This window comes from Cellulomonas persica, from assembly GCF_007989825.1.
Taxonomy (GTDB): domain Bacteria; phylum Actinomycetota; class Actinomycetes; order Actinomycetales; family Cellulomonadaceae; genus Cellulomonas; species Cellulomonas persica.
The window spans coordinates 214,650-239,532 of sequence record NZ_BJUA01000001.1 but is presented as its reverse complement, the minus strand read 5'-3'; the positions used below and the strand labels follow the sequence as shown (position 1 = coordinate 239,532).

Annotated in this window: 27 protein-coding genes; 10 read left to right on the top strand and 17 right to left on the bottom strand. The window is 72.2% G+C overall.

The window, feature by feature from the left end:
• Positions 1 to 92: 92 nt before the first annotated feature.
• A complete protein-coding gene (locus CPE01_RS01080) occupies positions 93 to 1,247 on the top strand; it encodes a class I SAM-dependent methyltransferase (RefSeq protein ID WP_146804785.1) in 1,155 nt (384 codons plus the stop codon).
• A 103-nt stretch (positions 1,248 to 1,350) separates the two neighbouring features.
• Positions 1,351 to 2,247, top strand: a complete 897-nt coding sequence (locus tag CPE01_RS01075) for an SDR family oxidoreductase (protein ID WP_146804784.1) — start codon at positions 1,351 to 1,353, stop codon at positions 2,245 to 2,247.
• A gap of 13 nt (positions 2,248 to 2,260) precedes the next feature.
• On the opposite strand, the gene CPE01_RS01070 is transcribed toward CPE01_RS01075, so the two are convergent.
• Entirely contained in the window at positions 2,261 to 2,980 is a 720-nt protein-coding gene (locus CPE01_RS01070) for a nuclease-related domain-containing protein (RefSeq protein ID WP_246783651.1), read from the bottom strand.
• Between the two features lie 349 nt (positions 2,981 to 3,329).
• Here CPE01_RS01070 and CPE01_RS01065 point away from each other — a divergent pair, with 349 nt between their 5' ends.
• Positions 3,330 to 3,806: a CoA-binding protein gene (locus CPE01_RS01065; protein WP_146804783.1), complete on the top strand. Its 477-nt coding sequence runs from the start codon at positions 3,330 to 3,332 to the stop codon at positions 3,804 to 3,806.
• 24 nt (positions 3,807 to 3,830) lie between these two features.
• Here the strand turns inward: CPE01_RS01065 and CPE01_RS01060 are convergent, their stop codons facing one another.
• Entirely contained in the window at positions 3,831 to 4,139 is a 309-nt protein-coding gene (locus tag CPE01_RS01060; RefSeq protein ID WP_146804782.1) for a DUF5808 domain-containing protein, read from the bottom strand.
• A 177-nt stretch (positions 4,140 to 4,316) separates the two neighbouring features.
• Here CPE01_RS01060 and CPE01_RS01055 point away from each other — a divergent pair, with 177 nt between their 5' ends.
• On the top strand, positions 4,317 to 4,691 hold the full coding sequence (locus CPE01_RS01055; RefSeq protein ID WP_146804781.1) for a glycosyltransferase: 375 nt from the start codon (positions 4,317 to 4,319) through the stop codon (positions 4,689 to 4,691).
• 104 nt (positions 4,692 to 4,795) lie between these two features.
• Positions 4,796 to 4,969, top strand: coding sequence for a hypothetical protein (locus tag CPE01_RS16265; protein ID WP_186811352.1), 174 nt, complete (start codon positions 4,796 to 4,798; stop codon positions 4,967 to 4,969).
• 19 nt (positions 4,970 to 4,988) lie between these two features.
• On the opposite strand, the gene CPE01_RS01050 is transcribed toward CPE01_RS16265, so the two are convergent.
• The 8 genes from CPE01_RS01050 to CPE01_RS01015 form a co-directional block, all read right to left on the bottom strand.
• Entirely contained in the window at positions 4,989 to 5,693 is a 705-nt protein-coding gene (locus tag CPE01_RS01050; protein WP_371861967.1) for a GNAT family N-acetyltransferase, read from the bottom strand.
• 184 nt (positions 5,694 to 5,877) lie between these two features.
• On the bottom strand, positions 5,878 to 6,684 hold the full coding sequence (locus CPE01_RS01045) for a hypothetical protein (RefSeq protein WP_146804780.1): 807 nt from the start codon (positions 6,682 to 6,684) through the stop codon (positions 5,878 to 5,880).
• 47 nt (positions 6,685 to 6,731) lie between these two features.
• Positions 6,732 to 7,364 (bottom strand): DUF6318 family protein, encoded by a 633-nt coding sequence (locus CPE01_RS16580; protein WP_222592844.1) that lies wholly within the window; start codon positions 7,362 to 7,364, stop codon positions 6,732 to 6,734.
• Between the two features lie 122 nt (positions 7,365 to 7,486).
• On the bottom strand, positions 7,487 to 7,915 hold the full coding sequence (gene arr / locus CPE01_RS01035; RefSeq protein ID WP_146804778.1) for an NAD(+)--rifampin ADP-ribosyltransferase: 429 nt from the start codon (positions 7,913 to 7,915) through the stop codon (positions 7,487 to 7,489).
• A gap of 235 nt (positions 7,916 to 8,150) precedes the next feature.
• Positions 8,151 to 8,636 (bottom strand): TM2 domain-containing protein, encoded by a 486-nt coding sequence (locus tag CPE01_RS01030; RefSeq protein WP_246783650.1) that lies wholly within the window; start codon positions 8,634 to 8,636, stop codon positions 8,151 to 8,153.
• A gap of 273 nt (positions 8,637 to 8,909) precedes the next feature.
• Complete coding sequence (locus CPE01_RS01025; RefSeq protein ID WP_146804776.1) at positions 8,910 to 9,248, bottom strand: hypothetical protein; 339 nt, start codon at positions 9,246 to 9,248, stop codon at positions 8,910 to 8,912.
• Positions 9,245 to 9,970 (bottom strand): WXG100 family type VII secretion target, encoded by a 726-nt coding sequence (locus CPE01_RS01020; protein ID WP_146804775.1) that lies wholly within the window; start codon positions 9,968 to 9,970, stop codon positions 9,245 to 9,247. The genes CPE01_RS01025 and CPE01_RS01020 overlap by 4 nt, the downstream gene beginning before the upstream one ends.
• On the bottom strand, positions 9,970 to 10,281 hold the full coding sequence (locus CPE01_RS01015) for a type VII secretion target (RefSeq protein WP_146804774.1): 312 nt from the start codon (positions 10,279 to 10,281) through the stop codon (positions 9,970 to 9,972). The genes CPE01_RS01020 and CPE01_RS01015 overlap by 1 nt, the downstream gene beginning before the upstream one ends.
• Before the next feature lie 65 nt (positions 10,282 to 10,346).
• On the opposite strand from CPE01_RS01015, the gene CPE01_RS01010 reads away from it, so the two are divergent.
• On the top strand, positions 10,347 to 10,643 hold the full coding sequence (locus CPE01_RS01010) for a hypothetical protein (protein WP_146804773.1): 297 nt from the start codon (positions 10,347 to 10,349) through the stop codon (positions 10,641 to 10,643).
• A 59-nt stretch (positions 10,644 to 10,702) separates the two neighbouring features.
• Here CPE01_RS01010 and poxB read toward each other — a convergent pair whose 3' ends face one another.
• From poxB to CPE01_RS00975, 7 genes are all read right to left on the bottom strand, one after another.
• The gene (gene poxB / locus CPE01_RS01005) at positions 10,703 to 12,424 is read right to left on the bottom strand and encodes a ubiquinone-dependent pyruvate dehydrogenase (protein ID WP_146804772.1); all 1,722 of its coding nucleotides are present in this window, start codon (positions 12,422 to 12,424) and stop codon (positions 10,703 to 10,705) included.
• Between the two features lie 61 nt (positions 12,425 to 12,485).
• Entirely contained in the window at positions 12,486 to 13,076 is a 591-nt protein-coding gene (locus CPE01_RS01000) for a TetR/AcrR family transcriptional regulator (protein ID WP_246783649.1), read from the bottom strand.
• A gap of 67 nt (positions 13,077 to 13,143) precedes the next feature.
• Positions 13,144 to 13,935: a PKD domain-containing protein gene (locus CPE01_RS00995; protein WP_146804771.1), complete on the bottom strand. Its 792-nt coding sequence runs from the start codon at positions 13,933 to 13,935 to the stop codon at positions 13,144 to 13,146.
• Positions 13,936 to 13,979: 44 nt separating this feature from the next.
• Positions 13,980 to 14,477 carry a DUF6318 family protein gene (locus CPE01_RS00990; RefSeq protein ID WP_281285088.1) on the bottom strand — a complete coding sequence of 166 codons (498 nt, stop codon included), beginning with the start codon at positions 14,475 to 14,477 and terminating at the stop codon, positions 13,980 to 13,982.
• A gap of 234 nt (positions 14,478 to 14,711) precedes the next feature.
• Positions 14,712 to 15,719 (bottom strand): DUF2804 domain-containing protein, encoded by a 1,008-nt coding sequence (locus tag CPE01_RS00985; RefSeq protein WP_222592843.1) that lies wholly within the window; start codon positions 15,717 to 15,719, stop codon positions 14,712 to 14,714.
• Between the two features lie 146 nt (positions 15,720 to 15,865).
• Positions 15,866 to 17,569: an alpha-amylase family protein gene (locus CPE01_RS00980; RefSeq protein ID WP_146804769.1), complete on the bottom strand. Its 1,704-nt coding sequence runs from the start codon at positions 17,567 to 17,569 to the stop codon at positions 15,866 to 15,868.
• The gene (locus CPE01_RS00975) at positions 17,566 to 18,597 is read right to left on the bottom strand and encodes a TIGR03885 family FMN-dependent LLM class oxidoreductase (protein WP_146804768.1); all 1,032 of its coding nucleotides are present in this window, start codon (positions 18,595 to 18,597) and stop codon (positions 17,566 to 17,568) included. The genes CPE01_RS00980 and CPE01_RS00975 overlap by 4 nt, the downstream gene beginning before the upstream one ends.
• A 196-nt stretch (positions 18,598 to 18,793) precedes the next feature.
• Here CPE01_RS00975 and CPE01_RS00970 point away from each other — a divergent pair, with 196 nt between their 5' ends.
• The 4 genes from CPE01_RS00970 (at position 18,794) to CPE01_RS00955 (ending at position 24,589) form a co-directional block, all read left to right on the top strand.
• Positions 18,794 to 19,237 carry an SRPBCC family protein gene (locus tag CPE01_RS00970; RefSeq protein ID WP_146804767.1) on the top strand — a complete coding sequence of 148 codons (444 nt, stop codon included), beginning with the start codon at positions 18,794 to 18,796 and terminating at the stop codon, positions 19,235 to 19,237.
• 87 nt (positions 19,238 to 19,324) lie between these two features.
• A complete protein-coding gene (locus tag CPE01_RS00965) occupies positions 19,325 to 20,803 on the top strand; it encodes an amino acid permease (protein WP_146804766.1) in 1,479 nt (492 codons plus the stop codon).
• 361 nt (positions 20,804 to 21,164) lie between these two features.
• Positions 21,165 to 22,640: a dicarboxylate/amino acid:cation symporter gene (locus CPE01_RS00960; protein ID WP_146804765.1), complete on the top strand. Its 1,476-nt coding sequence runs from the start codon at positions 21,165 to 21,167 to the stop codon at positions 22,638 to 22,640.
• 611 nt (positions 22,641 to 23,251) lie between these two features.
• Positions 23,252 to 24,589 carry an HNH endonuclease signature motif containing protein gene (locus CPE01_RS00955; RefSeq protein WP_186811351.1) on the top strand — a complete coding sequence of 446 codons (1,338 nt, stop codon included), beginning with the start codon at positions 23,252 to 23,254 and terminating at the stop codon, positions 24,587 to 24,589.
• Positions 24,590 to 24,883 lie beyond the last annotated feature (294 nt).

The following is a 24,883-nucleotide window of genomic DNA, read 5'->3' as shown; positions in this document are numbered from 1 at the left end:
ACCACGCGAGGGCGCTGCCGGGGAGATGGTGCGCCTTCCTCTGCACACGGTCGCCCGTACGGGCGCCGCGCCCGCCGGGTTAGCCTCGGGCCGTGGACGCAGACGCGGGGGCTCAGGACGACCTGCTCGCCCGTCTCCGGCGGTACCCCGATCTCGAGGCGCCGAACCTGCACGCGGTCGACGCGACCGACCGGCTGATCCTCGGCGAGGCGTCGTCGTCGTGGGGCGCGGTGTCCGGGGAGCACGTCGTCGTGATCGGTGACCACCACGGTGCGCTGACGCTCGGCGCGATCGTCCGGCACGGGCTGTCCGGTGTGCGCACGCACCAGGACCGGCTGCTGGGTGAGCGCGCGCTGCAGGCGAACGCCGAGCGGCTGGGTGTCGGCGGCTTCAGGTCGCTCGGGCTGACGCCGGATCTCGTCGCCGACGCGAGGTTCGTCCTGCTGCAGCTGCCGCGTTCGCTCGACGCGCTCGACGAGATCGCCGGTCTGGTCGCCGCGCACGCCGACCCCGGCGTGCTCGTCGTCGCCGGTGGTCGCGTCAAGCACATGACGACCGCGATGAACGACGTGCTGCGGCGGCACTTCGGCGACGTGCAGGCCCACCTGGCGCGGCAGAAGTCGCGCGTCCTGGTGGCCTCGCGCCCCCGTCCCGACGACGAGCGCCCCGAGCAGCTCTGGCCGCGGCGCGAGGAGCATCTCGACCTCGGCGTGACGGTCTGCGCGCACGGCGGCGCCTTCGCCGGGACGAGTGTCGACATCGGCACGCGTGCGCTGCTCCGCCACCTCGGCGCGATGCCCGCGGACGCCACGACGGCGCTCGACCTGGGCTGCGGGACCGGCGTGCTCGCGGTGCTCCTGGCCCGCGCGAACGAGCGGCTGACCGTGACCGCGACCGACGAGTCCGCGGCCGCGGTGGCATCGGCGCGCGCGACCGCCGCCGCGAACGGTCTCGAGGACAGGGTCGTCGTCGCGCGGGCGAACGGCGCGGACGTGCTGCCCGACGCGAGCGTGGACCTCGTCGTGCTGAACCCGCCGTTCCACGTGGGTGCCGCGGTGCACGCGGGGATCGCGCAGCAGCTGTTCGCCGAGGCCGCGCGGGTGCTGCGGCCGGGCGGGGAGCTGTGGGCGGTGTGGAACTCCCACCTGCGGTATCGGTCCACGCTCGAGCGAGTCGTGGGGCCGACCCGGCAGGTCGCTCGCGACCCGAAGTTCACGGTCACGGCCTCCACGCGCGCGAGCCGCTGAGCAGACCGAGCCGGCCGCAGGTCCGGACAACCGTCCGGACGGTCGTTATCGTCGCCGCAGGAGACCGGCGCCGCCGGCGCACAATGCACCCGAGGAGACGACGATGTCCGCTGACCAGCTCACGTTCGACAACCCCGTCGAGCGGCACAAGCACATCAAGCCGCACGCGTCGTGGCAGCCGCTCCCGGGGCTGGACGCCGAGCTGGACCCGAAGGCCGACCACGGCGAGACGTCCTACCGGGGGACCGGCCGCCTGCCGGGGCGCAAGGCGCTCATCACGGGCGGGGACTCGGGCATCGGCGCGGCCGTGGCGATCGCGTTCGCGCGCGAGGGCGCGGACGTCGCGCTCAGCTACCTGCCCGAGGAGCAGGTCGACGCCGAGGCCATCGCCGCGCTGGTGCGGGCCGAGGGGCGCAACGCCGTGCTCCTGCCCGGTGACATCCGCGACCGGGAGTTCTGCCGCACGCTCGTCGCCGACGCGGTCGAGGGCCTCGGCGGGCTGGACATCCTCGTGAACAACGCGGCGCACCAGGTCTACCACCAGACGTACGACGAGCTCGACGAGGCCGACCTCGACCGCACCATCCAGACCAACCTCTACGCGATGTTCTGGATCACGCGCGACGCCCTGCCGCACCTGCCGCCGGGGGCGACGATCATCAACAGCACGTCCGTGCAGGGCTACAACCCGTCGCCGATGATCATCAACTACGCGTCGACGAAGTTCGCGATCATCGGGTTCACCAAGGCGCTCGCGGCCGACCTCGCGCCGCGGGGGATCCGGGTGAACGCGGTCGCGCCCGGCCCGGTGTGGACCCCGCTGCAGGTCACCGACGGCCAGCCCGCCGAGAAGCTCGACGGCTTCGGCGAGTCGTCGTGGCTGGGCCGCACGAGCCAGCCCGTCGAGCAGGCACCGGCCTACGTGTTCCTCGCGTCGCCCGAGTCGAGCTTCGTCGTCGGCGAGGTCATCAACGTCAACGGCGGCGCGAACGTCCCCTGAGCTCCGGGCCGGGTCAGGCCGGCGGGAAGGCGCGCGCGAGGGTGCGGTGCAGCTCATCGACGACGTCCGGTCCGAGCGGGCCGGGCGTCGTCAGGCGTTCGTACGCCTTCCGAGGCCAGAGGACGTCGAGCCCGTCGATCTGGAACGAGCCGCCGATCAGCGGCCAGTCGGCGTCGACGAAGCAGAGCATCCCGCGGACGGGCGCCGTGCCGTGCCCGGCGGCCGTGAGGGCGTCGACGACGAGGCCGACCTGCTTGTGGACGCCCTCGACGAGCTTCGTGCCGTCGCGTGAGCCGATCACGAGCCTGGCAGTGCGCGGCCGGAGGATCCCGCCCTCGGCGCGCAGGCTCGGGCGCCCCTGGTACCGCTTGGCATCGATCACGTAGACGCCTGAGGAGGTCACCGCGATGTGATCGATGTTGGCCCTCGTGCGCGGGATGCGACGGTCGTGCAGCACCCGCACGCCCTTGCCCGCGAGCCCGTCCAGGCCACGCCCCAGCACCTCTTCGCCCTTGGCACCTCGCGCCCAGGCGGTCGTGCTCTGCGGTTCGTCGGTGACCGCGAGGATGAGCCCTCCGAGACGAGGATGCTTCTCTCGGATGCGCTTCTCGCGCGCCGCGCTGCGTCGCTCGTACTCGCGCCGTGCGGAGGCCCCCGCAGCGCCGCCCTCGACCTCGCGGCCCTCGGTGCTGGCGTCGGTGGCGGCCGGGACATGCCGGCTCGTCGCCTGCACGGCCGGCGCTACGGGCGGCGGCGCATCGGGAGGCGGGTCTGCTCGCAGATCGGGTGCAGGCGGTCCGACTGCGTCGTGGCACGTCATGCACGTCACGGTCTTGCTAGTCGGGTCGTAGACGGCGGTGGTGCCCGCAGCGAGCGACAGGGCACAGGTCCGGCATACCCCGGCATACCGCAGGCGCATGGTCTTCGGGCCGCGGACCGCCTCTTGCTCGCTCGTCGCCATGCAGCTCTATCGACACGTCCTGGCACCTTCTGAACGCGCTCGACGGGCGGGCCGTTGGTCCCGTGCCGAGGCGAGAGGGCGCTCGTTAGCGTCGGCTCAACGACTCGATGTGGAGCGGATGATGACGAGCATCAAGCAGGCGGCGGAGACGTTCCTCAACTCGCGGCGCATCGCCGTCACAGGAGTCTCACGCACCCCGGCGAACCACGGCGGGAATGTCGTCTACACGCGGCTGCGGGACGCCGGCTACGAGGTGTTCGCCGTGAACCCGCACGCGAAGTCGATCGAGGGCGACCCGGCGTACGCGAACCTCTCGGAGATCCCGGGTGGCGTGGACGCGGTCGTGATCGCGACGGCGCCGCAGCACGCCAAGGCCACCGTGCAGGAGGCGATCGACCTCGGCGTGAAGCAGGTGTGGATGCACCGCACCGTGGACAAGGGCAGCGTCGACCCGGAGGCGGCGACGCTCGGTCGTGAGCACGGGCTGACCGTGATCGAGGGCGGGTGCCCGCTGATGTACGGGCGTGCGTCCGACCGCGGTCACCGGATCATGTGCCGGCTGTTCATGCTGACCAAGCGGATCCCGCGCGAGGTCTGACCCGCGCATCGTCGACAGCGCTGCTCAGTCCGACGAGATCGCGCGGCGGGCCAGGCCGTACACGCGGCCGAGGTTGAGGGTCCAGCCCACGCCGAACACGCGCGGACCGATGAGGTGCTCGGAGTCCGGGTCCCACACACGCTCGCGGAACCGGGAGATCGTCGGCGGCCGCAGCTCGTAGGGCACGAACCCGGCGATGACGCCGTGCCACGTGCGCTCCTCGGTCGGCTTGCGCAGCTCCTTGACGACAGCCGCGACGGCGAGCGCGACCCCGACCGCCCGCACGACGTCCCTGGCGTTGACCTTGCGCTCGCTCTTGCCCTGTCTGGTCATCGAGCCCCCTCGTGTCGTTGTGGCCATGATCCACCTGTCGGTCGCTGAGGGGGAGGGGGCTAGTCGATCCGCTCCAGCGGGAGCAGCTGGATGTGCGTCGCGCCCGCGGGCCACGGCAGCTCGGGCTGAGCCGCGAAGCGCAGTGAGCCGTCGTCGCCGAGCTCCCAGGTCGTCTCGGTGACGAACCCGCCGGCCTCGCTGCCTTCCCCCGAGGGCGCGACCGTCGTCGGGTACGTACCGGACCTGTACCGTCTCGCGGCGGCGTGCGACGTCGCCGTCGTGCAGGGCGGGCTCACGACCTGCATGGAGCTCACGGCGCTGCGCAAGCCGTTCGTCTACGTGCCGCTCGAGCACCACTTCGAGCAGAACGTCCACGTGCGCGCCCGGCTCGACCGGTACGAGGCGGGTCGACACCTCGCGTACACCGACGCGCTCGACCCGGGCGGCCTCGCGGAGGCGATCGCGAAGGAGCTCGCCCGCGAGGTCGCGTACCGCCCGGTCGAGACCGACGGCGCCGAGCGCGCCGCTCGGCTGCTCGCCGAGCTGGTCTGAGCGGGTCCGCGGGCATGAACGCACGCGCCGCATCGTTGTCGTGGACGTAGGGTGCCGCAGGCGCCCCGGACCCCGGCAGGAGTCCGACGACGAGGGGAGCGACGATGTCGCAGGCAGTGGCCTGGACCGACCCGCGCGAGCAGATCGAGTTCAGCGTGCTCATGGCCGACGGGCGTCTGGCGGGCCGCAGGTTCGAGTCCCGCGAGCAGGCCGAGGCCTGGGCGCAGCCCGACGAGCAGGTCGTCGAGTACAACCTCGTCTGTGAGTGCGCCGTCTGACGGTGGCGAGCCTCGCGCCTCAGCGCGCAGGGGTGCGGACGGCGCCGAAGATCGTGCGGCGGCGCAGCTGGAAGCCCAGCCGCTCGTAGATCGCGATCGCCCTCGTGTTGGCCTCCGCGGCGTGCAGGAGCGCCCGTTCGCCGCGCTCGTGGATGTGGTGCGCGACGTCGAGCACGAGGCGCGTGGCCAGACCCTGGCGCTGATGGTCGGCGTCGGTGCAGACCGCGCTGATCTCCGTCCACCCACCGGGCTGCAGCCGCTCGCCGGCCATCGCCACGAGCCTGCCCTCGCGACGGATACCGACGTACCGGCCGAGCTCGTACGTGCGCGGGGCGAACGGTCCGGGCTTGGTCCGCTCGACCAGCGCGAGCATCTCGGGCACGTCGTCCGCGCCGAGGACCACGACCTCGTCGTCGGGCCGCGTCCGCAGCGCGTCCGTCTCGACGAGCTGGACGCCCGCACCCCGCGCAGCGATCTCCCAGCCGTTCGGCAGGACGGGCGAGGCGCCCGAGACGGGGAACAGCTCGCCGGGTCCGACGAGGTCGATGATCGCGTCCCACACGTCGGGGTCGTCCCACGAGCGCACCGCGGCGAACGGCGACACCTCGGGCAGGTACCGCCGCACGAGCTCGTTGCCCTCGGAGAGTGCCGCGTGCCGGCCGTTGAGCGAGTGCCAGGCCGGGTTGTCGAGGACGCCCAGCTCGAGGCCGGGCGCTGCCGGCACGAGCTCGGTCGTGCCGTGCGCGGCAGCGGGTGCTCCGGTCGAGGTCGTGTCGATGGCCACGGAAGTCCCTCTCGTCGTCGGACCGTCTGCCGGATGCTAGACGTGTGACGCTCGCGCGCAACGTCCTTTGCCGAGGGTCCCGCGCAGTGAGACCCAATGCTCGCGGGCGCCGCGCGGGCCCCGCTCAGTCCGTCAGGCGCGTCCTCAGCTCGATGACGTCGAAGGGGTCGCTGCTCGACCGGGTGACGGCGGTGCCGTCGATCGCGCGCCACTTCTGGAGTGGATCCGATGCGACCCGGTATCGCCCCCTCCAGGACGTGGTCAGGCCGACGGTGCTCGCCTCCATCGGCGTGCGGAAGGTGTGGGTGATGTCGAACGAGGGGTACGGGGCGCCGGGGACGTCGGTCGCGAGTCGCTCACCGTCGTCGAACGCCCATTCCCAGGCGGTCGGCTCGGCGACGATCTCGACGGCGAACCCTTCGATGTCGACGTCGAATGCCTGCGCGTCGGCGGCGGTGAAGAGGATGGCGGGCTTGTTCACGAGCATGTCGCCGGATGGCTGGACACCGACCTCAGGTGGCGCGATGCGCAGGACGCGGAGGTCGTCGACGTCGACCGGCGGAAGCAGGTGCTCGGGGCAGGACCAGCCGACCAGCATCTCCCACGTCGACCAGGCGGAGTCGACGCTCGCCCGGTAGCGGAACCACAGCGGCGCGATCGCCGGGCCGTCCTCGCACGTCGGCCCCGTGATCTCGATACCCGGTGGGATGTAGCAGGACTGATCGATCCCCGGCTCGTCGAGCTCAGGGTCGTCGTTGCACCGGGACGAGCGCTTGTACTCGTCGAGACGCTCTTCGAGAGGAGTTCCTGCTGCCTTCCACGCATGCTCAGCTTGGGAGGCGGCGAACGCGCGCGCGTGGAGCCGGTCATCACCCGGCGCCGATACGACGACATCGTCAGCGTTGGCTGGCAATGACAGTCCGATGGTCATCGCTGCTGCCGTGCAGACGATCGCGGTTGGGTGGCGGACGCCCCGCCTCACAACGTACCGAGCTTCCGGGGGTCCACGCCGTCCACTGTCCATCCCGCGCCGTCCCAGATCAGGCTCACCTGTGCTCGGACCCTGGAAGTCTCCGGAAAGCCCTCCACGAGCTCACCTGACTCGTCGAGGGCGCGCGACGGGTGCTGGATGAACACGACCCAGGCGAAGTACTCGTCGCCGTCGAAGGTGGACGATCCGCTCGCCTCGAACTCGAAGTTCCCGCCCACCGCGTGCCTGCCAGCGGCGACCTTCTCGCGGAGGTCGGCGAGCGTCCCGGCACAGTACCCGCAGTTCTTGCCCGACAGTCGTTCCCATTCCGAGGTGTCGCCGGTCGCGTACATATAGGGGAACAGCGACATGAAGTACTCCGCGACCGCGGCTGCGTTCGCCTCGGTCGGAGGACCGTCAAGCGCGGCGGGAGCGGTGGGGGCGACGGTGACGTCGGGGAGCGCGCCCGTCGGCGCGGGCGACGGTACAGGGGTCGGGCTCGGAGAAGGCGTAGGAGGCTGACGCGACGTCGCAGCCGTGGTTGCCGCCGTCGGATCCGCACCCCCGCTGCCGGTACACGCAGCAAGACCAAGACTGATGCCGATGCCGATGGCGGTCGCGAACGCGACCGCGCGTGCCATGGCCCCCTGACGACGCATGTCGGGCAAAGTACCCGAATCGCGACCCGCGAGAGGGAGGTTTGCCGGGGCTGTGGACAAGCGCGGGCCACCAGCATGAGTCGTGCGCCGGAGGTCGGCCCGTGCTACTCGTTGATGGCTTCGATGCCGGCGTCGTCCAGGGCGCGCAGGTGGTCGAGCATGTTCTGGAGGACCTCGGGTGGGTGGCCGTGCCACGTGCTGACCTCGGCGAGCACGCGCACAGGCTCACGGGTCCGGTACGAGCGGGTCGGGTTGCCGGGGAACCGCTTGTCGGTCAGGTTCGGGTCGTTCTCGAGCGTGCCGAGCGGCTCCACGCGGTAGATGCGGCCGGTGCCGTCACCCTGCGCGAGCTCGGCACCCCAGATCGCGGCGTCCATCGTGGCGGTGACGTAGACGAAGGCGGCGACCCGGCGCGATCCGTAGTTCGAGGCACGCCCGGGCTCGATGAGGTCACCGGGCAGGAGCTCGGCCTTGGTGCCGTGGAAGAACGGCCCCGGGTCGTCCACCCCGCCGTGTGCGACTGGCTCCGTCACATCCGCCCCTCACGCTCGGCGATCGACCCGTCCCCGTTTCCGTCAGGCTACGTTCCCGTCAGGCTACGTTCCGGTCAGGCTACGTCCCGGTCAGGCTAGCTGCGTCGCGCGGTGCCCGCCGGGTGCACGCACGGCCGTGGCGTGCAGCTCGCCCGGCGCCGGGACGACGAGAGGGGTCGGCGCCGCGGTGCGGAGCCGACCCCTCGTCGTGGGCGCGTCGGTGAAGACGGGCTCGTCAGTCGCGGACCTCGACGACGGACGCGCTGGAGCTGAACTGGCTGAAGTCCGGCGGGTTGAGCGCGGACGTGACCGAGCCGGCGAGCACGAGCACCGCGGTGACGATCCACGCCAGCTTCTTGTGCTGGTCGTAGCCCGCGAGCTTGCGACCGTGCTTGTCCTTCTGGACGCCCGCGAGGACGAGGATCAGGTCGACCAGCGCCCAGATGCCGCAGCCGCCGAGCGTGACGAGCTTGGCGACGCCGGTGCCGATCTTGCCGAGGTAGAACCGGTCCACCCCGAGGATGCCGAGGAAGTACGCCAGGAGCCACGTCGCGATGAAGGACTTGTCCGACTCCTCGCCGGGCGCGCCGGGGTAGCCGTACGCCGGGGGAGCGGTCGGGAACTGCGGCGGCTGAGGCGCGCCGTACGCGGGCACGCCCGGCGTGGGCTGGGCGGGCGGCTGGTTCTCGGGCGTCGGGGCGCCGGGGTACTCAGAGGACACGGGGGCTCCTGTTCGTCGGGCGGGCACCCAGGCGGCGTTGCCGGGGAGCGCGCGGAGCGTACCGAAGCCGCAGGTCAGGGGCCCCATCGCGCTCGCCTGACGAACGGTGTGAACGGTTCGTCGCGCCTGAGACCGGTCGATTGCGGGAGGAACCGGTCACCACGCGGCTGTGGTGTGCCCGCGTGTTCGACCGACGGTCCGGACCGTCGCGCAGGTGGGTGGGCGGGGCCGACGAGCGCGGCGTGCTCGCGCGTGACCTGCGGCGACGAGCGGTCAGACGGGCTCGGCCGGCTCGGTGAGACGGTCCGCCTGCGCGCGGGCGGCCTCGTCGAGCTCGGCGCGCTCGTCGTCGTCCAGGTCCGCGGTCCAGTGGCGGTACTGCTCGACGCCCCGCGACGCGGCCGCCGCGAAGCCGGGCGACTCGAGCAGGTCCCGCGCCGAACGCCGGCCCGCGAGGATGTCGTCGTACAGCCGGGCGGTCTGCTCGTCGGGCGCCTGCTCGCGCAGCGTCGCGAGCGCCTGACGGAGCGTGCGGTCCGCGACGCTCCCGGCCGGGATCGCGCCGAGCAGCGGCGTGTCGTCGGGCGTCGTGGGGTCGTGGGGTGAGCTCATCGGGTCGCTCCGGGGTGGTCGTAGGCGGCGGGCAGCGCGACGTCCGCGAAGCCGTGGATCGCACCGAGGTAACCGGGGATGAACCCGGCGGCGGCATCGATCACGACCTGCCCCGCGGACAGGGCGGTGGACGCGCTCGAGATCGCGCGGATGGTCTGCACGACCGCCGCCGCGGTCGCCGCGCCACCCGCGATCCCGCCGACGACCGTCCAGGACGACGCCGCGGTCGCCGCGGCGATGGCTGCGGTGTAGATGATCCAGTCGATCGCGAAGTTGATCGCGTCGTTCGCGACCATCGCGGTCCGGTGCATGCCGACCGCGACTGCCTGGTACTGGTCGCCGACGTTGCGGACCGCGGTCGACAGCTCGGTCAGCGCGGGGACGAGCGTGCCGACCATGTAGGAGTCGCACGCGTTCGCCGCGTTGCCCTCCCAGTCGGCGAGGACCTTGCGCGTCTCGACGGACAGCTCGGTGGCGACCTCGTCGAGGAACGTGTCGAGCGCCTGGTAGCCGCGTGCGGCCTGTGCGACGGCGTTCCAGTCGCCCGAGAGACCTTTGAGCGCCTCGGTGAGGGGGTCCCATCCCCCGCACATCGACAGGATGGTGCGCACCCAGCCGGTCGGGCTGAGCAGCGTCCCCATCCCGGAGATCACGAGCTCGGCAAGGTCGGGGATGATCGCGTCGTCACTCGGTGGGACGAGGACGCCCGACGGGTCCGCCATCAGTACGTCCCGTCGAGCTGGGCGGCCGTGACGGTGTCGGTGTCGCGGTAGTACGCGGCGGTTGCGGCCAGCTCGGTCGACGACGTCCGCAGCAGCGTCCGCAGGTGCGTCAGCGCCTCGTCGACCCCTGCGCGGCACTCGGCGGCGATGCCGGAGAAGTTCTGGAACACGACGCCGGTCGCGTCGGACGGGATCGTGCAGTAGGTCGAGTGGTACGTGACGCCGCGGTCGGCGTCGCCGGCAAGTCCGTCGTTCCCGGTCGCTGTCGCGAACCGGGTGATGGCCGTGGGATCGACGTAGAACTCGGTCACGGATGCGCCCCTTCGTCCGGTGGTTGCCCCATGCTAGGGACATGTTCCGGACCGATCGTGCCTTCGTGACCGGCGCTGCCCTGCCGCTCGTCCTCGTCGCGCTGGTGCTGGGCGTCGGTCAGCTGGTCTGGCTCGGGGTGTCGTGGCGCACCGTCCTGGTGCTCGCCGCGTTCGTGGGCGCGGCGCTGTGCCGGGCTCGGTCGGCTGCGGCGGTCGCGCCGCCCGCGCGGGTGTCGCCGGGCGCGCCGGCGGCCGAGTCGTTGCCCGAGCGGCCGGGTGCCGGGGTGCTGTGGGCGCTCGCGTCGGCCGTGCTGGTGCTCGGCGCGATCGGGTTGCTGCTCGCGGAGGCGTCCGCGCGCTGAGCCCGGGAGCGGGTGCTCCCGGGCTCAGCGCGTCGGGGTCCAGGCCCTCAGCGCCCGCGTCAGAAGACCTGGCGCAGGTTGGCGCGCGTGAGGTCGAGCAGCTCGTCGCCGCGGCCCGACAGCAGCGTGCGCAGCGCGTAGAGCGCGAAGCCCTTGGCCTGGTCGAGCTTGACCGACGGCGGGATGGTCAGCTCCTGACGCTCGGTGACGACGTCGACGAACGCAGGGCCGGGGTACGCGAACGCCTGCTCGAGCGCGCCGCGCAGGTCGGCGGACTTCTCGACGCGGAACGCCTTGAGGCCGGCGGCCTCGGCGATCGCCGCGAGCGACGGGTTCTCCAGGTCGGTCGCGTTGGTGACGAAGCCCGCGGCCTTCATCTCGAGCTCGACGAAGTTGAGCGACGAGTTGTTGAAGACGACGACCTTCACGGGCAGCTTGTTCTGCGTGAACGTGAGCAGCTCGCCGAGCAGCATCGCGACGCCGCCGTCGCCGGACATCGCGACGACCTGGCGTCCCGGGAACGCCGCCGCGGCACCCGCGGCCTGCGGGAGCGCGTTGGCCATCGAGCCGTGGATGAACGAGCCGATGACCTTGCGGCGGCCGTTCATCTTCAGGTAGCGCGCCGCCCAGATGACCGGCGAGCCGACGTCGGGGATGAACACCGCGTCGTCGGACGCGATCTCGTCGATCAGCTTGGCGACGTACTGCGGGTGCAGCGGCTGCGAGCCCTTGCGGGGCGTCGCGAGGTCGTCGAGCTTGGTGCGGGTCTTGGCGTAGTGCGCGAGCGCGTCGTCGAGGTGCGAGCGGTCCGACTGGCGTGACAGGCGCGGCAGCAGGCCGAGGATCGTCTCGCGCACGTCGCCGACGAGGCCGAGCTCGAGCGGCGTGCGACGGCCGAGCCGCTCACCGCGGATGTCGACCTGGATGACCTTGGCCTTCTCCGGCAGGAACGGGCGGTACGGGAAGTCCGTGCCGAGCATCAGCAGCGTGTCGCACGACTCCATCGCCTTGTAGCCGGACGCGAAGCCCAGCAGGCCGGTCATGCCGACGTCGAACGGGTTGTCGTACTCGACGTACTGCTTGGAGCGCAGTGTGTGCACGATCGGCGCGCCGAGCGTGTCGGCGAGCGCGAGGAGCTCGGCGTGCGCTCCCTCGACACCCGCACCCGCGAGGATCGTGACGCGCTTCGCGTCGTTGAGGATGCCCGCGGCCGTCGCGAGCTCGTCGTCGGACGGGATCACGCGCGGCCTGGTCGCGCGGATGGGCGCGACGCCGTCGTCGTCGGCCTCGGCGAGCGCGACGTCACCGGGGATCACGACGACCGCGACGCCCTTCTGCTCGATCGCGGCGCGCATCGCGGTCTGCATGACCCGCGGCATCTGGACGGGGGAGGCCACGTACTCGCAGTACACCGAGCACTCGCGGAACAGCTCCTGCGGGTGGGTCTCCTGGAAGTAGCCCGAGCCGATCTCCGAGGTGGGGATGTGCGCGGCGATCGCCAGCACCGGCACGCCCGAGCGCTGCGCGTCGAACAGGCCGTTGATGAGGTGCAGGTTGCCCGGGCCGCACGAGCCCACGCACACGGCGATCTCGCCGGTCAGCGCCGCCTCCGCGCCCGCGGCGAACGCGGCGGCCTCCTCGTGGCGCACGTGCACCCAGTCGATGCCCGAGCCGCGCAGCGCGTCCGTGAACCCGTTGAGCGAGTCCCCGGGGATGCCGTAGACGCGCTGGACGCCCGCGGCGACGAGCGTGTCGACCATGTTCTTGGCGACGGTGGTCATGCGTGTTCTCCCTGGTGTGGGTGGGTGCGGCGGGGTGTGCCGCGCTGGAGGACGGACGAGGTCAGGTCGTGATCGCGGGCCAGACGAGGGCGCACACGTGCTCGGCGAGGTCGTCGTCGAGCGGGGCGTGCCCCCAGATCAGCCTGTGGTACGCGGGCGCGAACAGCGCGTCGACGACGAGGGCGGTGTCGGTCCCGGGGCGGATCTCGCCGATCGTCATGCCGCGCTCGAGGTGGTGGATCGCGGCGTGGCGGCGCGGTTCCATCCACTGGTCGAGCAGTGCGGTCGCGGTCGCCGCGTCGGTGATGGACGCGGACATGAGCTGGCGCAGCAGCCGTCCCGCGGGGGTGTCGCGCAGCAGGTGGACGAGCGCGTCGACCTGCGCCGTGAGTGCGGCGCGCACGGGGAGGTCGTCGTCGAACTCGATGCTCGCGTGGAAGCGCTCGAGCAGTCCTTCGAGCAGGACCGCGGCCGACGAGGGCCACCACTTGTAGAGCGTCGTGCGGGAGACCCCGGCGCGCGTGGCGATCGCGTCCATGGTCGGCAGGGTCTGGCTGCCGAGCGCGAGCTCCGCGGCGGCGTCGAGGATCGCGCGCCGGCGCTCGACCGAGCGCGGACGCCCGCGCCCCACGCTCCCCGAATTCATGGACATATTGTTCACTATATGCCCGCCGACGAGGTGCTCCCGATGTCTGATCGCTCACGGTCGGGCCGTCTGCCTACCCGTCGAGGCGGCTTCGGAGCTCGATGACGTCGAACGGGTCGAGCGTGGTCGTGGTGACAGCAGTGCCATCGATCTCACGCCACTCGTGATCCGGGTCCTCGTCGACCCGGAACCGGCCGGTCCACTTCGTCGTCAGGGACACCGTCGCCGTCGTGGCCGACCTGTACGTGTGCGTCAGTTCCAGAGACGGGTAGGGGCCTCCGGCCGAGCGCGTGTCAAGCGTGCTGCCGTCACCGAAGTCCCATGTGTAGGCGACTGGCGTTGTCTCGACGTCGACTGCAAACCCGAACAGATCAGTCCGGAACGCGCGCTGCGCCGGATCTGTGAAGACGATCAGCGGCTTGTTGACGAGTATCTCAGGCCGAGACGGCTGTCTGTGGGCTTCAAGCGGCGCGATCTTGAGACGTCGGAACTCGACCTCGGGAAACGGGGGAAGCAGATCATCGGGGCACACCCAGCCGATGACCATCCTCCACGCGCGCCACTCGCTCGCCGCATCTGGCCGGGTCCGGCGCCAGAGCGGCTCCATCGGCTCGTCGTCCCCGCAGCCAGGAATCGGCACGGTCCCGTCAGGAGGAAGGCACTCTCCATCGATGCCGGGCTGGAGGTAGGGCGAGCCGACGTTGCACAGCGGTGCCCTGGCATAGTCGGTGAGCTTGATCGCAGGCGGGCTCTTGAGCCAGCGCCGGTAAGCAAGGTGCGTCTTGAACGTCCCGCTGAGATGCACTTCGTCCTCGTCGAGATCTCCGCGCGTGCTCGCGACGCTGGGCGTCGCAAGCACGAGCATGGGGGCCAGGACGACGGCGGCGACGGTGAGTGCGCGTCCCCGCCTCATTGCTGCTCGTCGAAGTCGTCGATCTGGACACCCTCGACCTTCCATTTGCTCCCTGACCAGCTCAACCGCATCGTCGCCTTCATCTCGGAGGTGTCCGGGAAGTCCTCGACGAGCGCGCCGTCCGCTGACACGGTCTGCGACGGGTACTCGGTGAAGGCGATGTCGACGAGGAAGGTCCCGTCGTCATCGAGGGTCGCTGTGCCGGCGTGCAGATCGACGGCGCCGCCGACGCCGTGGTTCCCGGCTTCGTGTATGGCGACTGCCACCTCGCGGCCGCTCGCGCAGTATCGGCAGCCCTTGGCGGCCAGTGAGTCCCACTGCTCGAGGTCCCCCGTGGCGACGATGTAGGAGTAGAGAGCGAGGTGGTACTTCGCGACGGCGACCGCGTTCTCCTCGGTGGCAGGACCTTGGAGTGCCTCGGGGCGTTCGGGCTCGACGGTCACATCCTGATTCGGGCCCGAGCTCGGGGCGACCGAGGGGGACGCGGAAGGCATCGGAGACGGCGAGGAGGTCGGGCCCGCGGACACGGTTGGGCCTGGGGTCTGCGTGCGCGGGGGCGTGGGAGTCTCTTGCGTGCAGGCAGTCAGGGTTGCGAGCAGGAGGAGGGCGGTCACGAGCGCTGCTGGCCGTCGGGGCATGGGGTGCAAACTACTCAATCGCGACACCGGGCGGAGCGCGGTCCGCGCGACTGTGGACAACTACCCGACGGGACCCGACCGGATCCTGCCTCACCAGCGTTGGGTGACGTCCTCCGCGGAGCCCAGGAGGTCACGGATCTCGAGCCTCGGGCCGTCGTCGAGCGTGACCCAGCCGGACCAGTGGCCGAAGCACTGGTGGGTGGACGAGCGCACGACGCGCAGGTCGGTGTGCGAGACGCGGTCGTGGAATGGGGTGAACGTCAGGTCGACGCTCGCACCGCGCACGGTCCACGGGTCGGTCCAGCGGCCGTCGGTCCACGACCAGGTCAGGTCCTCGCGCACCTTGTGCAGGCGGCCGTCCACGACGACGGCGTTCTCGGTCGATCCCGTGCCGTCGGTCCAGCGGCCGCCGAGCTGCAGCCCGACGACGCGGCCGTCGACCACGCCCGCGCCGAACCCCCAGTTCCACGACAGCTCACGCGGCCAGTACCCGCGCCCGTGGTCGAGCACCGCGAACGAGCCCTCCGGGACGTCGTAGGTCACGCCGTCGACCGCGAGCCGCCCGGTGACGGGCCGTGCGACGTCCTTGACCGTGTACTGGAACGTCCGGTCGTCCCACGGCACCACGACGCCCAGGCGCTCGTGGCCGGCCGGCAACGCGGCGGTCACGTCGAGCCGCACCCGGGCGGTGCGGGCGCGCAGGCGGGTGCCGTGCTCGTCGTCGTCGAACCGGGCCGTGACCGCGCGCGTCGACACGGTCGCGGGCCCGGCGCCCAGCGTGCCGGGCAGGTGCGTGCCGATCGCGAGCGGGACGATCGCGACGGCGTCGACCTCCTCGCCGGTGGCGCGGTCCAGCACCCACAGCTGCGCCAGGCCCGCGTAGTCGAGCGACGAGATCGTCACGCCGACGACGTGCGTGGGCGTCAGGACGGCCCAGTACTCCCACCGCTTGGCCCGGCCCCACCGCCGAGCCCAGCGGCCGACGCGGTCGGTGGAGTGCAGGGGAGTGCGGGTCCAGCCCACCGCGTCCGGGTGCAGCCGCCCGTAGGGCAGCTGGAGCGGGACGGGCCGGGTGATCTCCTGCGCATCGATGAGCACAGCGCGATCGTCGCAGCCCGCCGCCGTCCCGCGCCGATGCCGCGCGGACCGCGCGAGGTCGTCAGGTGCGCGATCAGTCGTCAGTGGTCGCTGACGACCCGACGTGCTTCTGACGACCCCGCGGGGCAGGGGGCGGGGGTCGGGGGTCAGATCAGGCGGCGTTCCGTCTCGTGGACGACGCGCAGCCAGCGGAAGCCGTAGCCGGGCAGCTCGAGCTCCACACGGCCGCGCGCGTCCACCTCCGTCTCTGCGGTCTCGAGCAGGTCGACGAGCCGTGCGGGCGGGCCGTCGCCCGAGCAGTCGTGCAGCTCGAGCGGCACGACGACGGGCTCGGGCGCGAGGTTGTGCAGCGCGACCATCGAGCCGTCGTCCCACGTCGACCGGTGCGCGAGCACCGCGTCGTGCGGCTGGGAGAGGATCTCGACCTCGCGCGCCCAGCCGAGCTCGGGGCTCTCGCGGTACCGCCGGACCAGGAGCCGGATGAACGCCAGCAGCGAGTCGGGGTCGAGGCGTTGCGCGGCGACGTTGACGTGCGCGGGGCCGTACCCGTCCTCGACCACCGGCCCGGGCAGGCGCGAGGGTGCCGCGCGGCTGAACCCGCCATTGCGCTCGTCGGTCCACTGCATGGGCGTGCGCACGGCCATGCGCCCCTCGGCGGCGAGGTTCTCGCCCATGCCGATCTCCTCGCCGTAGAACAGCACGGGCGTGCCGGGCAGGGAGAACAGCAGCGAGTAGACCATCCGGATGCGGCGGGGGTCGCCGTCGAGCATCGTCGGCAGCCGGCGCCGCAGGCCGCGGCCGTACAGCTGCATCTCCTCGGCGGGGCCGAACGCGGCGAACACCTCCGCGCGCTCGTCGTCGGACAGCTTGTCGAGCGTGAGCTCGTCATGGTTGCGCACGAACGTCGCCCACTGCGCGTCGCGCGGGATCGTCGGACGCGTGCCGAGGGTCGCGGCCAGCGGACGCGCGTCGCGCCGCGCGAGCGACAGGTACATCTGCTGCATCGCGACGAAGTCGAACTGCAGCGTGAGCTCGGTGCCGTCGGCGGTGCCGTCCCCGTCGTCGTCACCGAAGAACTGGCGTTGCTGGTCGTACGGCAGGTTCACCTCGCCCATGAGCACGGCGTCACCGGCCCGCCGGGACAGGAACGAGCGCAGGTCGCGCAGGTAGTCGTGGGGGTCCTGCAGGTCGTCGCCCGGGTGCTTGGCGGTGTCCGCGAGGAAGAACGGCACCGCGTCCACGCGGAAGCCCGACAGGCCGAGCTGCATCCAGTAGCCGACGACCTTCGCGATCTCGTCGCGCACGCGCGGGTTCGCGGTGTTGAGGTCGGGCTGGTGCCGGTAGAAGCGGTGGCGGTACCACTCGCCGGTCGCCTCGTCGAGCGTCCAGATCCCCGCCTCCTGGTCGGGGAACACCACCTGGTCGCTGGTGTCCGGGGGCTTCGTCGCGCTCCACACGTAGTAGTCGCGGTACGGGGAGTCCTTGCTGCGGCGCGCGGAACGGAACCACGGGTGGCGGTCGCTCGTGTGGTTCACGACGAGGTCCGCGATGACCCGGATGCCGCGGTCGCGTGCGGTGCGGATCAGCCGCACCAGGTCCCCGACGTCGCCCAGGCGCGGGTCGACGCCGAGGAAGTCGGTGATGTCGTAGCCGTCGTCGCGGTCGGCCGTCGGGTAGAAGGGCATGAGCCACAGGCACGTCACGCCGAGATCGGCGAGGTGGTCGATGCGTTGCGTCAGGCCCTGCAGGTCGCCGATGCCGTCGTCATCCCAGTCCATGAACGTCTCGACGTCCAGGCAGTAGATCACCGCGGTCTTCCACCACAGGTCGCCCGTCTCGCGGATCCTCACGCCATCACCTCCCGCAGGCCCGGCAGGAGGTGCTCGCCCGCCATGTCGAGGAACCGGTCGAGCGTCGCCGGGCGTGGGGTCGCGGTGGGTTCGGCGGTCGGGTGCTTGTCGTCCGACGAGCGTGCGTCGGTCGCCACCTGGTGGACGTACAGCGCGTCGAAGCCGATCCCGACGAGCGCCGCGAGCCGGTCGCGCAGGCGCGCCGGGTCGTGCTCGACGAGGACCGACGCCCGGACGGCGTCGTCGGACACGTGCGGCCTGAGCGAGTCGAACGCTTCCGGCACGTCCAGGTCCCACGCGAGCGGCGGCCCGAACACCTGCACGCCCCACTGCTCGCGCGCCACGGCGAGCGCCTGCTCCTCGTCGGGCGCCCACGAGACGTGCACCTGCAACGCGGCCGTGCCGCGCCCGCCCGCGTCACGGTAGGCGGCCAGGACCTCGCGCAGCCGGTCCGGGTGCTGGTTGACCGTGACGAGCCCGTCGGCCCAGTCGGCGTGCGCGGCCGCGGTCGCGGGGCTGACCGCGGGGCCGATCAGCGCGGGCGGCTCGTCGGGCAGGGTCCAGAGCTTGGCGCGGTCGACGCGCACCAGGCCGTCGTGCGTGACCTCCTCGCCCGCGAGCAGCGCACGGATCACCGCGACCGCCTCGCGCAGACGCGCGTCACGCTCGTGCTTGGGCGGCCACCGGTCGCCGGTGACGTGCTCGTTGAGGTTCTCGCCCGAGCCGAGCGCGACCCAGAACCGGCCGGGGAACATCGCCGCGAGCGTCGCGGCGGCCTGCGCGATGATCGCCGGGTGGTAGCGCTGGCCCGGCGCGTTGACCACGCCGAACGGCAGGTCCGTCGTCGCGAGCGCGGCTCCCAGCCACGACCACGCGAAGCCCGAGTGACCCTGCGTGGCGCTCCAGGGCGCGAAGTGGTCCGAGCACATCCCCGCGTCGAAGCCGACCTCCTGCGCGCGTCGCGCGGCCGCCAGGAGCGCCGCCGGGTGGACCTGCTCGTGCGAGTGGTGGAACCCGATCGTCACCATGGCGCACCTTCCTACCCGCCACCGGCGACCTGCGCGCGCCGAACGCTGCCGGGTGCGCTCCTGCGCGCTGGTGTCGTCGCGGCAGGTGCCGCGAGCGCTCGCGGGGAGCGCAGCGGGGGCGCACGATGCTGGCAGGCCGCCGCGCCGTGGTCGGCCGGCAGCCCCCGCCCACGGGGGGCAGGAGCGGAGGTGAGACATGGCGACCGTCGCGCGTCGGATGCGCTGCGAGCCGAAGGACGTGCTGGACGTCCTGGCCGACGGCTGGAGCTACGCGGCGTGGGTCGTCGGGACGGCCCGCATCCGCCAGGTCGACGACGCCTGGCCGGCACCGGGCTCGCGCATCGCCCACTCCGCGGGGCTGTGGCCCGCTCTCATCAACGACACGACGAGCGTGGTCGCGTGGGACCCCGAGGGTCGCCTCGAGCTGCGGGCACGGGGGTGGCCGGCGGGGGAGGCGCACATCGTCCTCGAGGTCGTCCCGCAGGCCGGCGGCGGCACCCTGGTGCGCATGGAGGAGGACGCCGTGCGCGGCGCGGCCACGCTCCTCCCGCGGCCGCTGCGCGACGCGGCGCTCGTGCCGCGCAACGCCGAGACGCTGCGTCGGCTCGCGTACATCGCCGAGGACCGGTCCACGCGCTGATCGCGACGCGCGCACGCGAGGGAGTTCCGGGACACTCGCATGCATCCGCCTCGTACGGACGGTGCCAGGTGAGCGGGAGGACGTCGCATGAGCGTGCTGCGGACCAAGTCGATCGAGCAGTCCCTCGCTGACGCGGACGAGCCGGAGTACCAGCTCAAGCGGTCGCTGTCCGCGCTCGACCTCATCGTGTTCGGGGTCGGCGTGGTCATCGGGGCGGGGATCTTCACGCTGACCGGTCGCGCGGCGCACGAGATCGCCGGGCCCGCGATCGTGCTGTCGTTCGTCGTCGCCGCGTTCTGCTGCGCGCTCGCGGCCATGTGCTACGCCGAGTTCGCGTCGACCGTGCCCGTCTCGGGGTCGGCGTACACGTTCAGCTACGCGAGCATGGGCGAGCTCGTCGCGTGGATCGTCGGGTGGGACCTGCTGCTCGAGATGTTCCTGGGCGCGAGCGTCGTGGCGCAGGGCTGGAGCGCCTACCTCGGGTCGTTCCTGGAGCACCTCGGGTGGGTCCTGCCGGAGTCGATCGCCTACGGCGGGGTGGTCGACCTGCCGGCCGTGCTGCTCGTCGTCGCGCTCGGCGTCCTGATCTCGGTCGGGATCAAGGAGTCGATGCGGGTCAACCTCGTGCTCGTCGCGATCAAGCTGTTCATCGTGCTGTTCGTGATCGTGGCGGGCATCCAGTTCGTCTCGGCGGCGAACTACGACCCGTTCGTGCCGCCGTCGCAGCCCACCGAGTCCGCGTCGGGGCTGACCCAGCCCCTGCTGCAGGCCCTGCTCGGCATCGAGCCGGCCGCGTTCGGCGTCTCGGGCATCTTCGCCGGGGCCGCGCTGGTGTTCTTCGCGTACATCGGGTTCGACGTGGTCGCGACGACCGCCGAGGAGACACGCAACCCGAGGCGCGACCTGCCGATCGGCATCATCGGCTCGCTGATCATCTGCACCGTCCTGTACTGCGCGGTCGCGCTCGTCGTGACGGGCATGGTCAGCTACGACGAGCTCGACCCGGCGGCGGCGCTGGCCAACGCGTTCGAGGTCCACGGTCAGGGCTGGATGGCCACGGTCATCTCGGCGGGCGCGGTCGCGGGGCTCACGACCGTGGTGCTGACCCTGATGATCGGTGCCTCGCGCGTGATGTTCGCCATGAGCCGCGACCACCTCCTGCCGCCCGTGATCGCCAAGGTGCACCCGCGGTACCGCACGCCGTGGGTCATCACCGCGATCGTCACGGCGGTGTGCGCGGTCGTCGCGGGCTTCACGCCCGTCGGCGTCCTCGAGGAGATGGTCAACATCGGGACGCTGTCCGCTTTCGTGCTGGTCAGCGTGGGGGTGATCGTGCTGCGTCGGACGCGGCCGGACCTGCCCCGGGCGTTCCGGGTGCCGTGGGTGCCGTGGCTGCCGGCGGCCTCGGCGCTCGTGTGCCTGTACCTCATGGTCAACCTGCCCGTGGAGACGTGGCTGCGGTTCGTCGTGTGGCTCGCGATCGGGTTCGCGATCTACTTCGGGTACTCGCGCAAGCGCTCGCGCGTGGGCCTCGAGGAGGCGCTGCGGCTCGACGACCGCGTGTGACCTCGTCGGTTGATGGGATGAATCTTCCGGGTTACCGTGTTGGAGCCGGAGACCGCCGCACGACGGCGTCCCGCGTCCCCCACCCGAGGAGCTGCCCCGCTGTGAGCACGATCCTGACCGAGCGCCGTGCCGTCGACCTGTCCCTGGTCGCCAGCGCGCTCTGTCGTGCCACCCGCGGCTGTTGACGACCTCCGCCGTCGTCCCACCCAGCGCGCGCTGACCTCGGCGCCCTGCTGATCCGCCGCGCCCTGCGCGCGGTCCTCCGGCCGATCCCGGCCCTCTCCTCGTCGTGCCACCTCGCTGTGCGCGACGCCCCCGACCGCGTCGCGGCTCGTCGCCGCGCGCCCCCGAAAGGTCACCCGTGTCCGACACGTCCCCCCAGCGCAGCCGGCTGCGCCTCCCGTCCTTCAGCGTCCAGGTGATCGCGGGCCTCGTGCTCGGCGTCCTCCTCGGCTGGGTCGCCCTGCAGATGGGACCCGTCGCCGACGGCTCCGCCAACTGGCTCACGACGACGCTCGACACCATCGGCTCGTCGTTCGTCACCCTGCTCAAGGCGATCGTCCCGCCGCTCGTGTTCCTCGCGATCGTCGCGTCCATCGCGAACCTGCGGCACGTGACCAACGCGGCCCGCCTCGCCGGCCAGACGCTGCTCTGGTTCGCGATCACCGCCGCGATCGCGGTCGCCGTGGGCATCGGCCTCGGCCTGGTGTTCCAGCCCGGCGCGAGCTCGACGCTCGACCCGGCCGCCGGCTCCGAGCCCGGCAAGACCGGGTCGTGGATCGACTTCCTCAACGGCCTGATCCCCGCGAACTTCCTCGGTCTCGGCGCCTCGACGCAGCTCGCCGAGGACGGCACCGCGTCCACGTCGGTGTCGTTCAACGTGCTGCAGATCGTCGTCGTCGCGCTCGTCGTCGGGATCGCCGCGCTGCGCAGCGGCAAGGCCGCCGAGCCGTTCCTCGCGTTCAACCGCTCCGCCCTGTCCGTCGTGCAGAAGGTGCTCTGGTGGGTCATCCGCCTCGCCCCGCTCGGCACGCTCGGCCTGATCGGGAAGGCCGTCGCGACCTACGGGTGGGACCTGCTCTCGCCGCTCGCGACGTTCGCGATCGCGATCTACGTCGGCCTGGCGATCGTCCTGTTCGTCGTCTACCCGGCGATCCTCAAGGCGCACGGCCTGCGCATCCGCTCGTTCTTCCGCGGCGCGTGGCCGGCCATCCAGCTCGCGTTCGTCTCGCGCTCGTCGGTCGGGACCCTGCCCGTCACGCAGCGCGTGACCGAGCGGAACCTCGGAGTGCCGTCGTCGTACGCGTCGTTCGCCGTGCCGCTGGCCGCGACGACGAAGATGGACGGTTGCGCCTCGATCTACCCGGCGATCTCCGCGATCTTCGTCGCCCAGATCTTCGGCGTGGACCTGTCCCTGACGGACTACCTGCTCATCGCGTTCGTGTCCGTGGTCGGCTCCGCCGCGACCGCGGGGCTCACCGGCGCGGTCGTGATGCTCACGCTCACGCTGTCCACGCTCGGGCTGCCGCTCGCCGGCGTCGGGCTGCTGCTGGCGATCGACCCGATCCTCGACATGGGTCGCACCGCGGTGAACGTCGCCGGTCAGGCGCTCGTCCCGACCGTCGTCGCGAAGCGTGAAGGGCTCCTGGACGTCGCCCGCTACGAGTCGTCGACCGCGGCTGACCTGTTCTCCGACGACGCCGTGTCCGACGAGGCCGTGTCCGACGAGGACGGCGTCGCGGGTGTTGCGTCGTCCCGCGAGGGCGTCGCCGCCGGCGAGGCTGCGGCGTCCGACGAGGCAGCGGCGGCCGAGCGTCGTCCCGTCACGGTCGGCTGACCTCGGCTGACCCCGGCTGACCCCGGACGACGACGAGGCGCGTGCTCCCTGCGCGTCGTGTCGCGCCGCCGACGGGCGGCGGGCGTCGAGCTGTGCTCTGTCGCGGCTCGCTCGTGCCGCCGCCCGTCGCGCGCACGCGCTCTCGATCCCCGTGCTCGTCCTGGCCATCACCACGGCCGCAGGCTCCACCCGACCTGGTTCCGTACGACCCAGCTCCGCAGAACGAGGTTCGGCGGGACGAGGTCCCGTGCGACGAGGTCCCGTGCGACGAGATCTCGTGCGACGGGGGCTTGCGACGAGGTTCCGTACGACGAGGTGCCGTCCGACGAGGCCCCGCTGGTTCGCCAGTGGGGCCTCGTCGTGTCATCGAACAGGTGGAGTGGCGGACCTGTGCGCGCAGGCGGGGAGTGTCAGTGGTCGGTGGAACACTTGTTCGAAGACGGCGGTGCTGCTGCGGACGGGGGTGATGAGCGGTGACAGTGCTCGCGGAGCGCACGGGGATGAGTGCGGACCCGTCTCCCGACGCGCCGTGCTCCGGCCCGCGGCTGGCAGTGGCTCGCACCCCGACCAGGCCGCTCGCGCACTGGTCGGTGGAGCTGCAGGAGTTCCCTGTGGAGGGCGCGAGCGCCGGTGCGCTGGCCGCGCGCCTCGAGAGCGTGGCGCTCGCGGACGCGGACGACGTCGACCTGCTCGGCCTGGTCGTCGGGTGGCAGCAGCTGGTCGGTGTGGCCGTCGCGGCGCAGGCCGAGGTGCTGCGGGAGCTGATGGCACGCGGGCACGGCTTGCTGGGCGACCTGCCCCAGGAGGTCGCCGTCGCCCTCGCGTGGACGCGGACCGCCGCGCAGGCGCTGGTGGCACGAGCGGGCTCGCTCGGCGACCTGCCCGTGCTCGACGAGGCCCTGCGCGCGGGTGCGATGGACGTGCGCAAGGTCGACGTCGTGCTCGACGAGGTCGCCGCGCTGGTCGTCGGCACGGACGAGCTGCCGGACCGCGACGCCGTCGAGCGCGCGACGCGGCGGGTGGCGGCGTCGGCCGCGGAACGGTCCGCGGACCTGACGCCCACGCAGCTCCGGCGGCTCGTGCGCCGCGAGGTGCTGGCGGTCGACCCGGAGGCGACGCGCGTGCGCGCCGCACAGGCTCGGGAGCGCAGGTGCGTGCGCGTGGACTGGGCCCCGGACGGCATGGCCTGGGTGTCGGCGTTCCTGAGCGCTCCGGATGCGATGGTGGTCCAGACCGTCCTGGACGCCGCGACCGACACCGCCGACCTCCTCGACGAGCGCACCCGCGACCAGCGACGAGCCGACCTGTTCGTCTCGCTGTTCCGCGACATCGCGGACACCGGAGTGCTGCCGTGCGGACGCGAGCTCCCGACGAAGCAGCGGATCCGTCCGCACATCCAGGTGACGGTCGCGGCCACGACGTTGCTCGGCCTCGACGACCATCCCGCCGAGCTCGCGGGTCACGGGCCGATCCCCGCGGAGACGGCCCGCCTGATCGCCGCCGACGGCACGTGGCGGCGCCTCCTGACCGACCCCGTCGACGGGACGCTGGTCGAGCGCGGCACGCGCACCTACCGTCCGGGCGCCGTGCTGGGCGGCCACGTGATCGCGCGCGACGTCACGTGCACGTTCCCGGGCTGTGTGCGTCCCGCCGGGACGGGCGAGCTCGACCACATCGAGCCCTACCGCTCGCCGACCTCCGGCACCGGGCCGGTCGGCAGGCAGACCACGGCAGCCAACCTGCACGCCGTCTGCATACGACATCACGACCTCAAGACCCAAGGTCTGTGGAAGGTGAGGCGCGACCTGCCCGGTGGCGGCGTGGCCTGGACGTCGCAGCTCGGCATCACCTACGTGACTCACCCCCAACCGGTCCTCGCCACGCCGCAGACGCGGACGCACGGACCGCGCTTGGCCTACCCACGCGACGACGAGCCGCCCCCGTTCTAGCGCCGCTCGGGGTGGGCGCCGCCCCGTGCGGTCGCAACCGGGTGGTCGCCCCGGGTTGCAACCGGGTGGTCGCAATCGGGTGGGCGGCACCGGGTGGTCGCAATCGGGTGGTCGGAATCGGGTGGCCGGCACCGGGTGGTCGCAATCGGGCGGGCGTCTACGCGGGTCGAGCATGTGGATTCGGGCATTGCGGGCGGAACCAAGGTGCGCTGTCCGGCGTTGTAGCGGATGGTGAGCACAGGTGGCGCCGTGAAGCAGAGGCGGAGCCCGTTCGCGTGGCGTGTGTGGGTGCGG

Excerpts from the sequence above, each read along its gene's own strand:
- poxB (WP_146804772.1), bottom strand. The coding sequence starts at position 12,424 with ATGACCACCGTCGCCAAGAACATGGTCGACACGCTCGTCGCCGCGGGC.
- CPE01_RS01000 (WP_246783649.1), bottom strand. The coding sequence starts at position 13,076 with ATGTCCATGAATTCGGGGAGCGTGGGGCGCGGGCGTCCGCGCTCGGTC.
- CPE01_RS00975 (WP_146804768.1), bottom strand. The coding sequence starts at position 18,597 with ATGGTGACGATCGGGTTCCACCACTCGCACGAGCAGGTCCACCCGGCG.
- CPE01_RS16580 (WP_222592844.1), bottom strand. The coding sequence starts at position 7,364 with ATGGCACGCGCGGTCGCGTTCGCGACCGCCATCGGCATCGGCATCAGT.
- CPE01_RS00970 (WP_146804767.1), top strand. The coding sequence starts at position 18,794 with ATGGCGACCGTCGCGCGTCGGATGCGCTGCGAGCCGAAGGACGTGCTG.
- CPE01_RS01075 (WP_146804784.1), top strand. The coding sequence starts at position 1,351 with ATGTCCGCTGACCAGCTCACGTTCGACAACCCCGTCGAGCGGCACAAG.
- CPE01_RS01060 (WP_146804782.1), bottom strand. The coding sequence starts at position 4,139 with ATGACCAGACAGGGCAAGAGCGAGCGCAAGGTCAACGCCAGGGACGTC.
- CPE01_RS00965 (WP_146804766.1), top strand. The coding sequence starts at position 19,325 with ATGAGCGTGCTGCGGACCAAGTCGATCGAGCAGTCCCTCGCTGACGCG.
- CPE01_RS16265 (WP_186811352.1), top strand. The coding sequence starts at position 4,796 with ATGTCGCAGGCAGTGGCCTGGACCGACCCGCGCGAGCAGATCGAGTTC.
- CPE01_RS00990 (WP_281285088.1), bottom strand. The coding sequence starts at position 14,477 with ATGCCTTCCGCGTCCCCCTCGGTCGCCCCGAGCTCGGGCCCGAATCAG.
- CPE01_RS01045 (WP_146804780.1), bottom strand. The coding sequence starts at position 6,684 with ATGACCATCGGACTGTCATTGCCAGCCAACGCTGACGATGTCGTCGTA.
- CPE01_RS01020 (WP_146804775.1), bottom strand. The coding sequence starts at position 9,970 with ATGGCGGACCCGTCGGGCGTCCTCGTCCCACCGAGTGACGACGCGATC.
- CPE01_RS00995 (WP_146804771.1), bottom strand. The coding sequence starts at position 13,935 with ATGCTCGTGCTTGCGACGCCCAGCGTCGCGAGCACGCGCGGAGATCTC.
- CPE01_RS01065 (WP_146804783.1), top strand. The coding sequence starts at position 3,330 with ATGACGAGCATCAAGCAGGCGGCGGAGACGTTCCTCAACTCGCGGCGC.
- CPE01_RS01025 (WP_146804776.1), bottom strand. The coding sequence starts at position 9,248 with ATGAGCTCACCCCACGACCCCACGACGCCCGACGACACGCCGCTGCTC.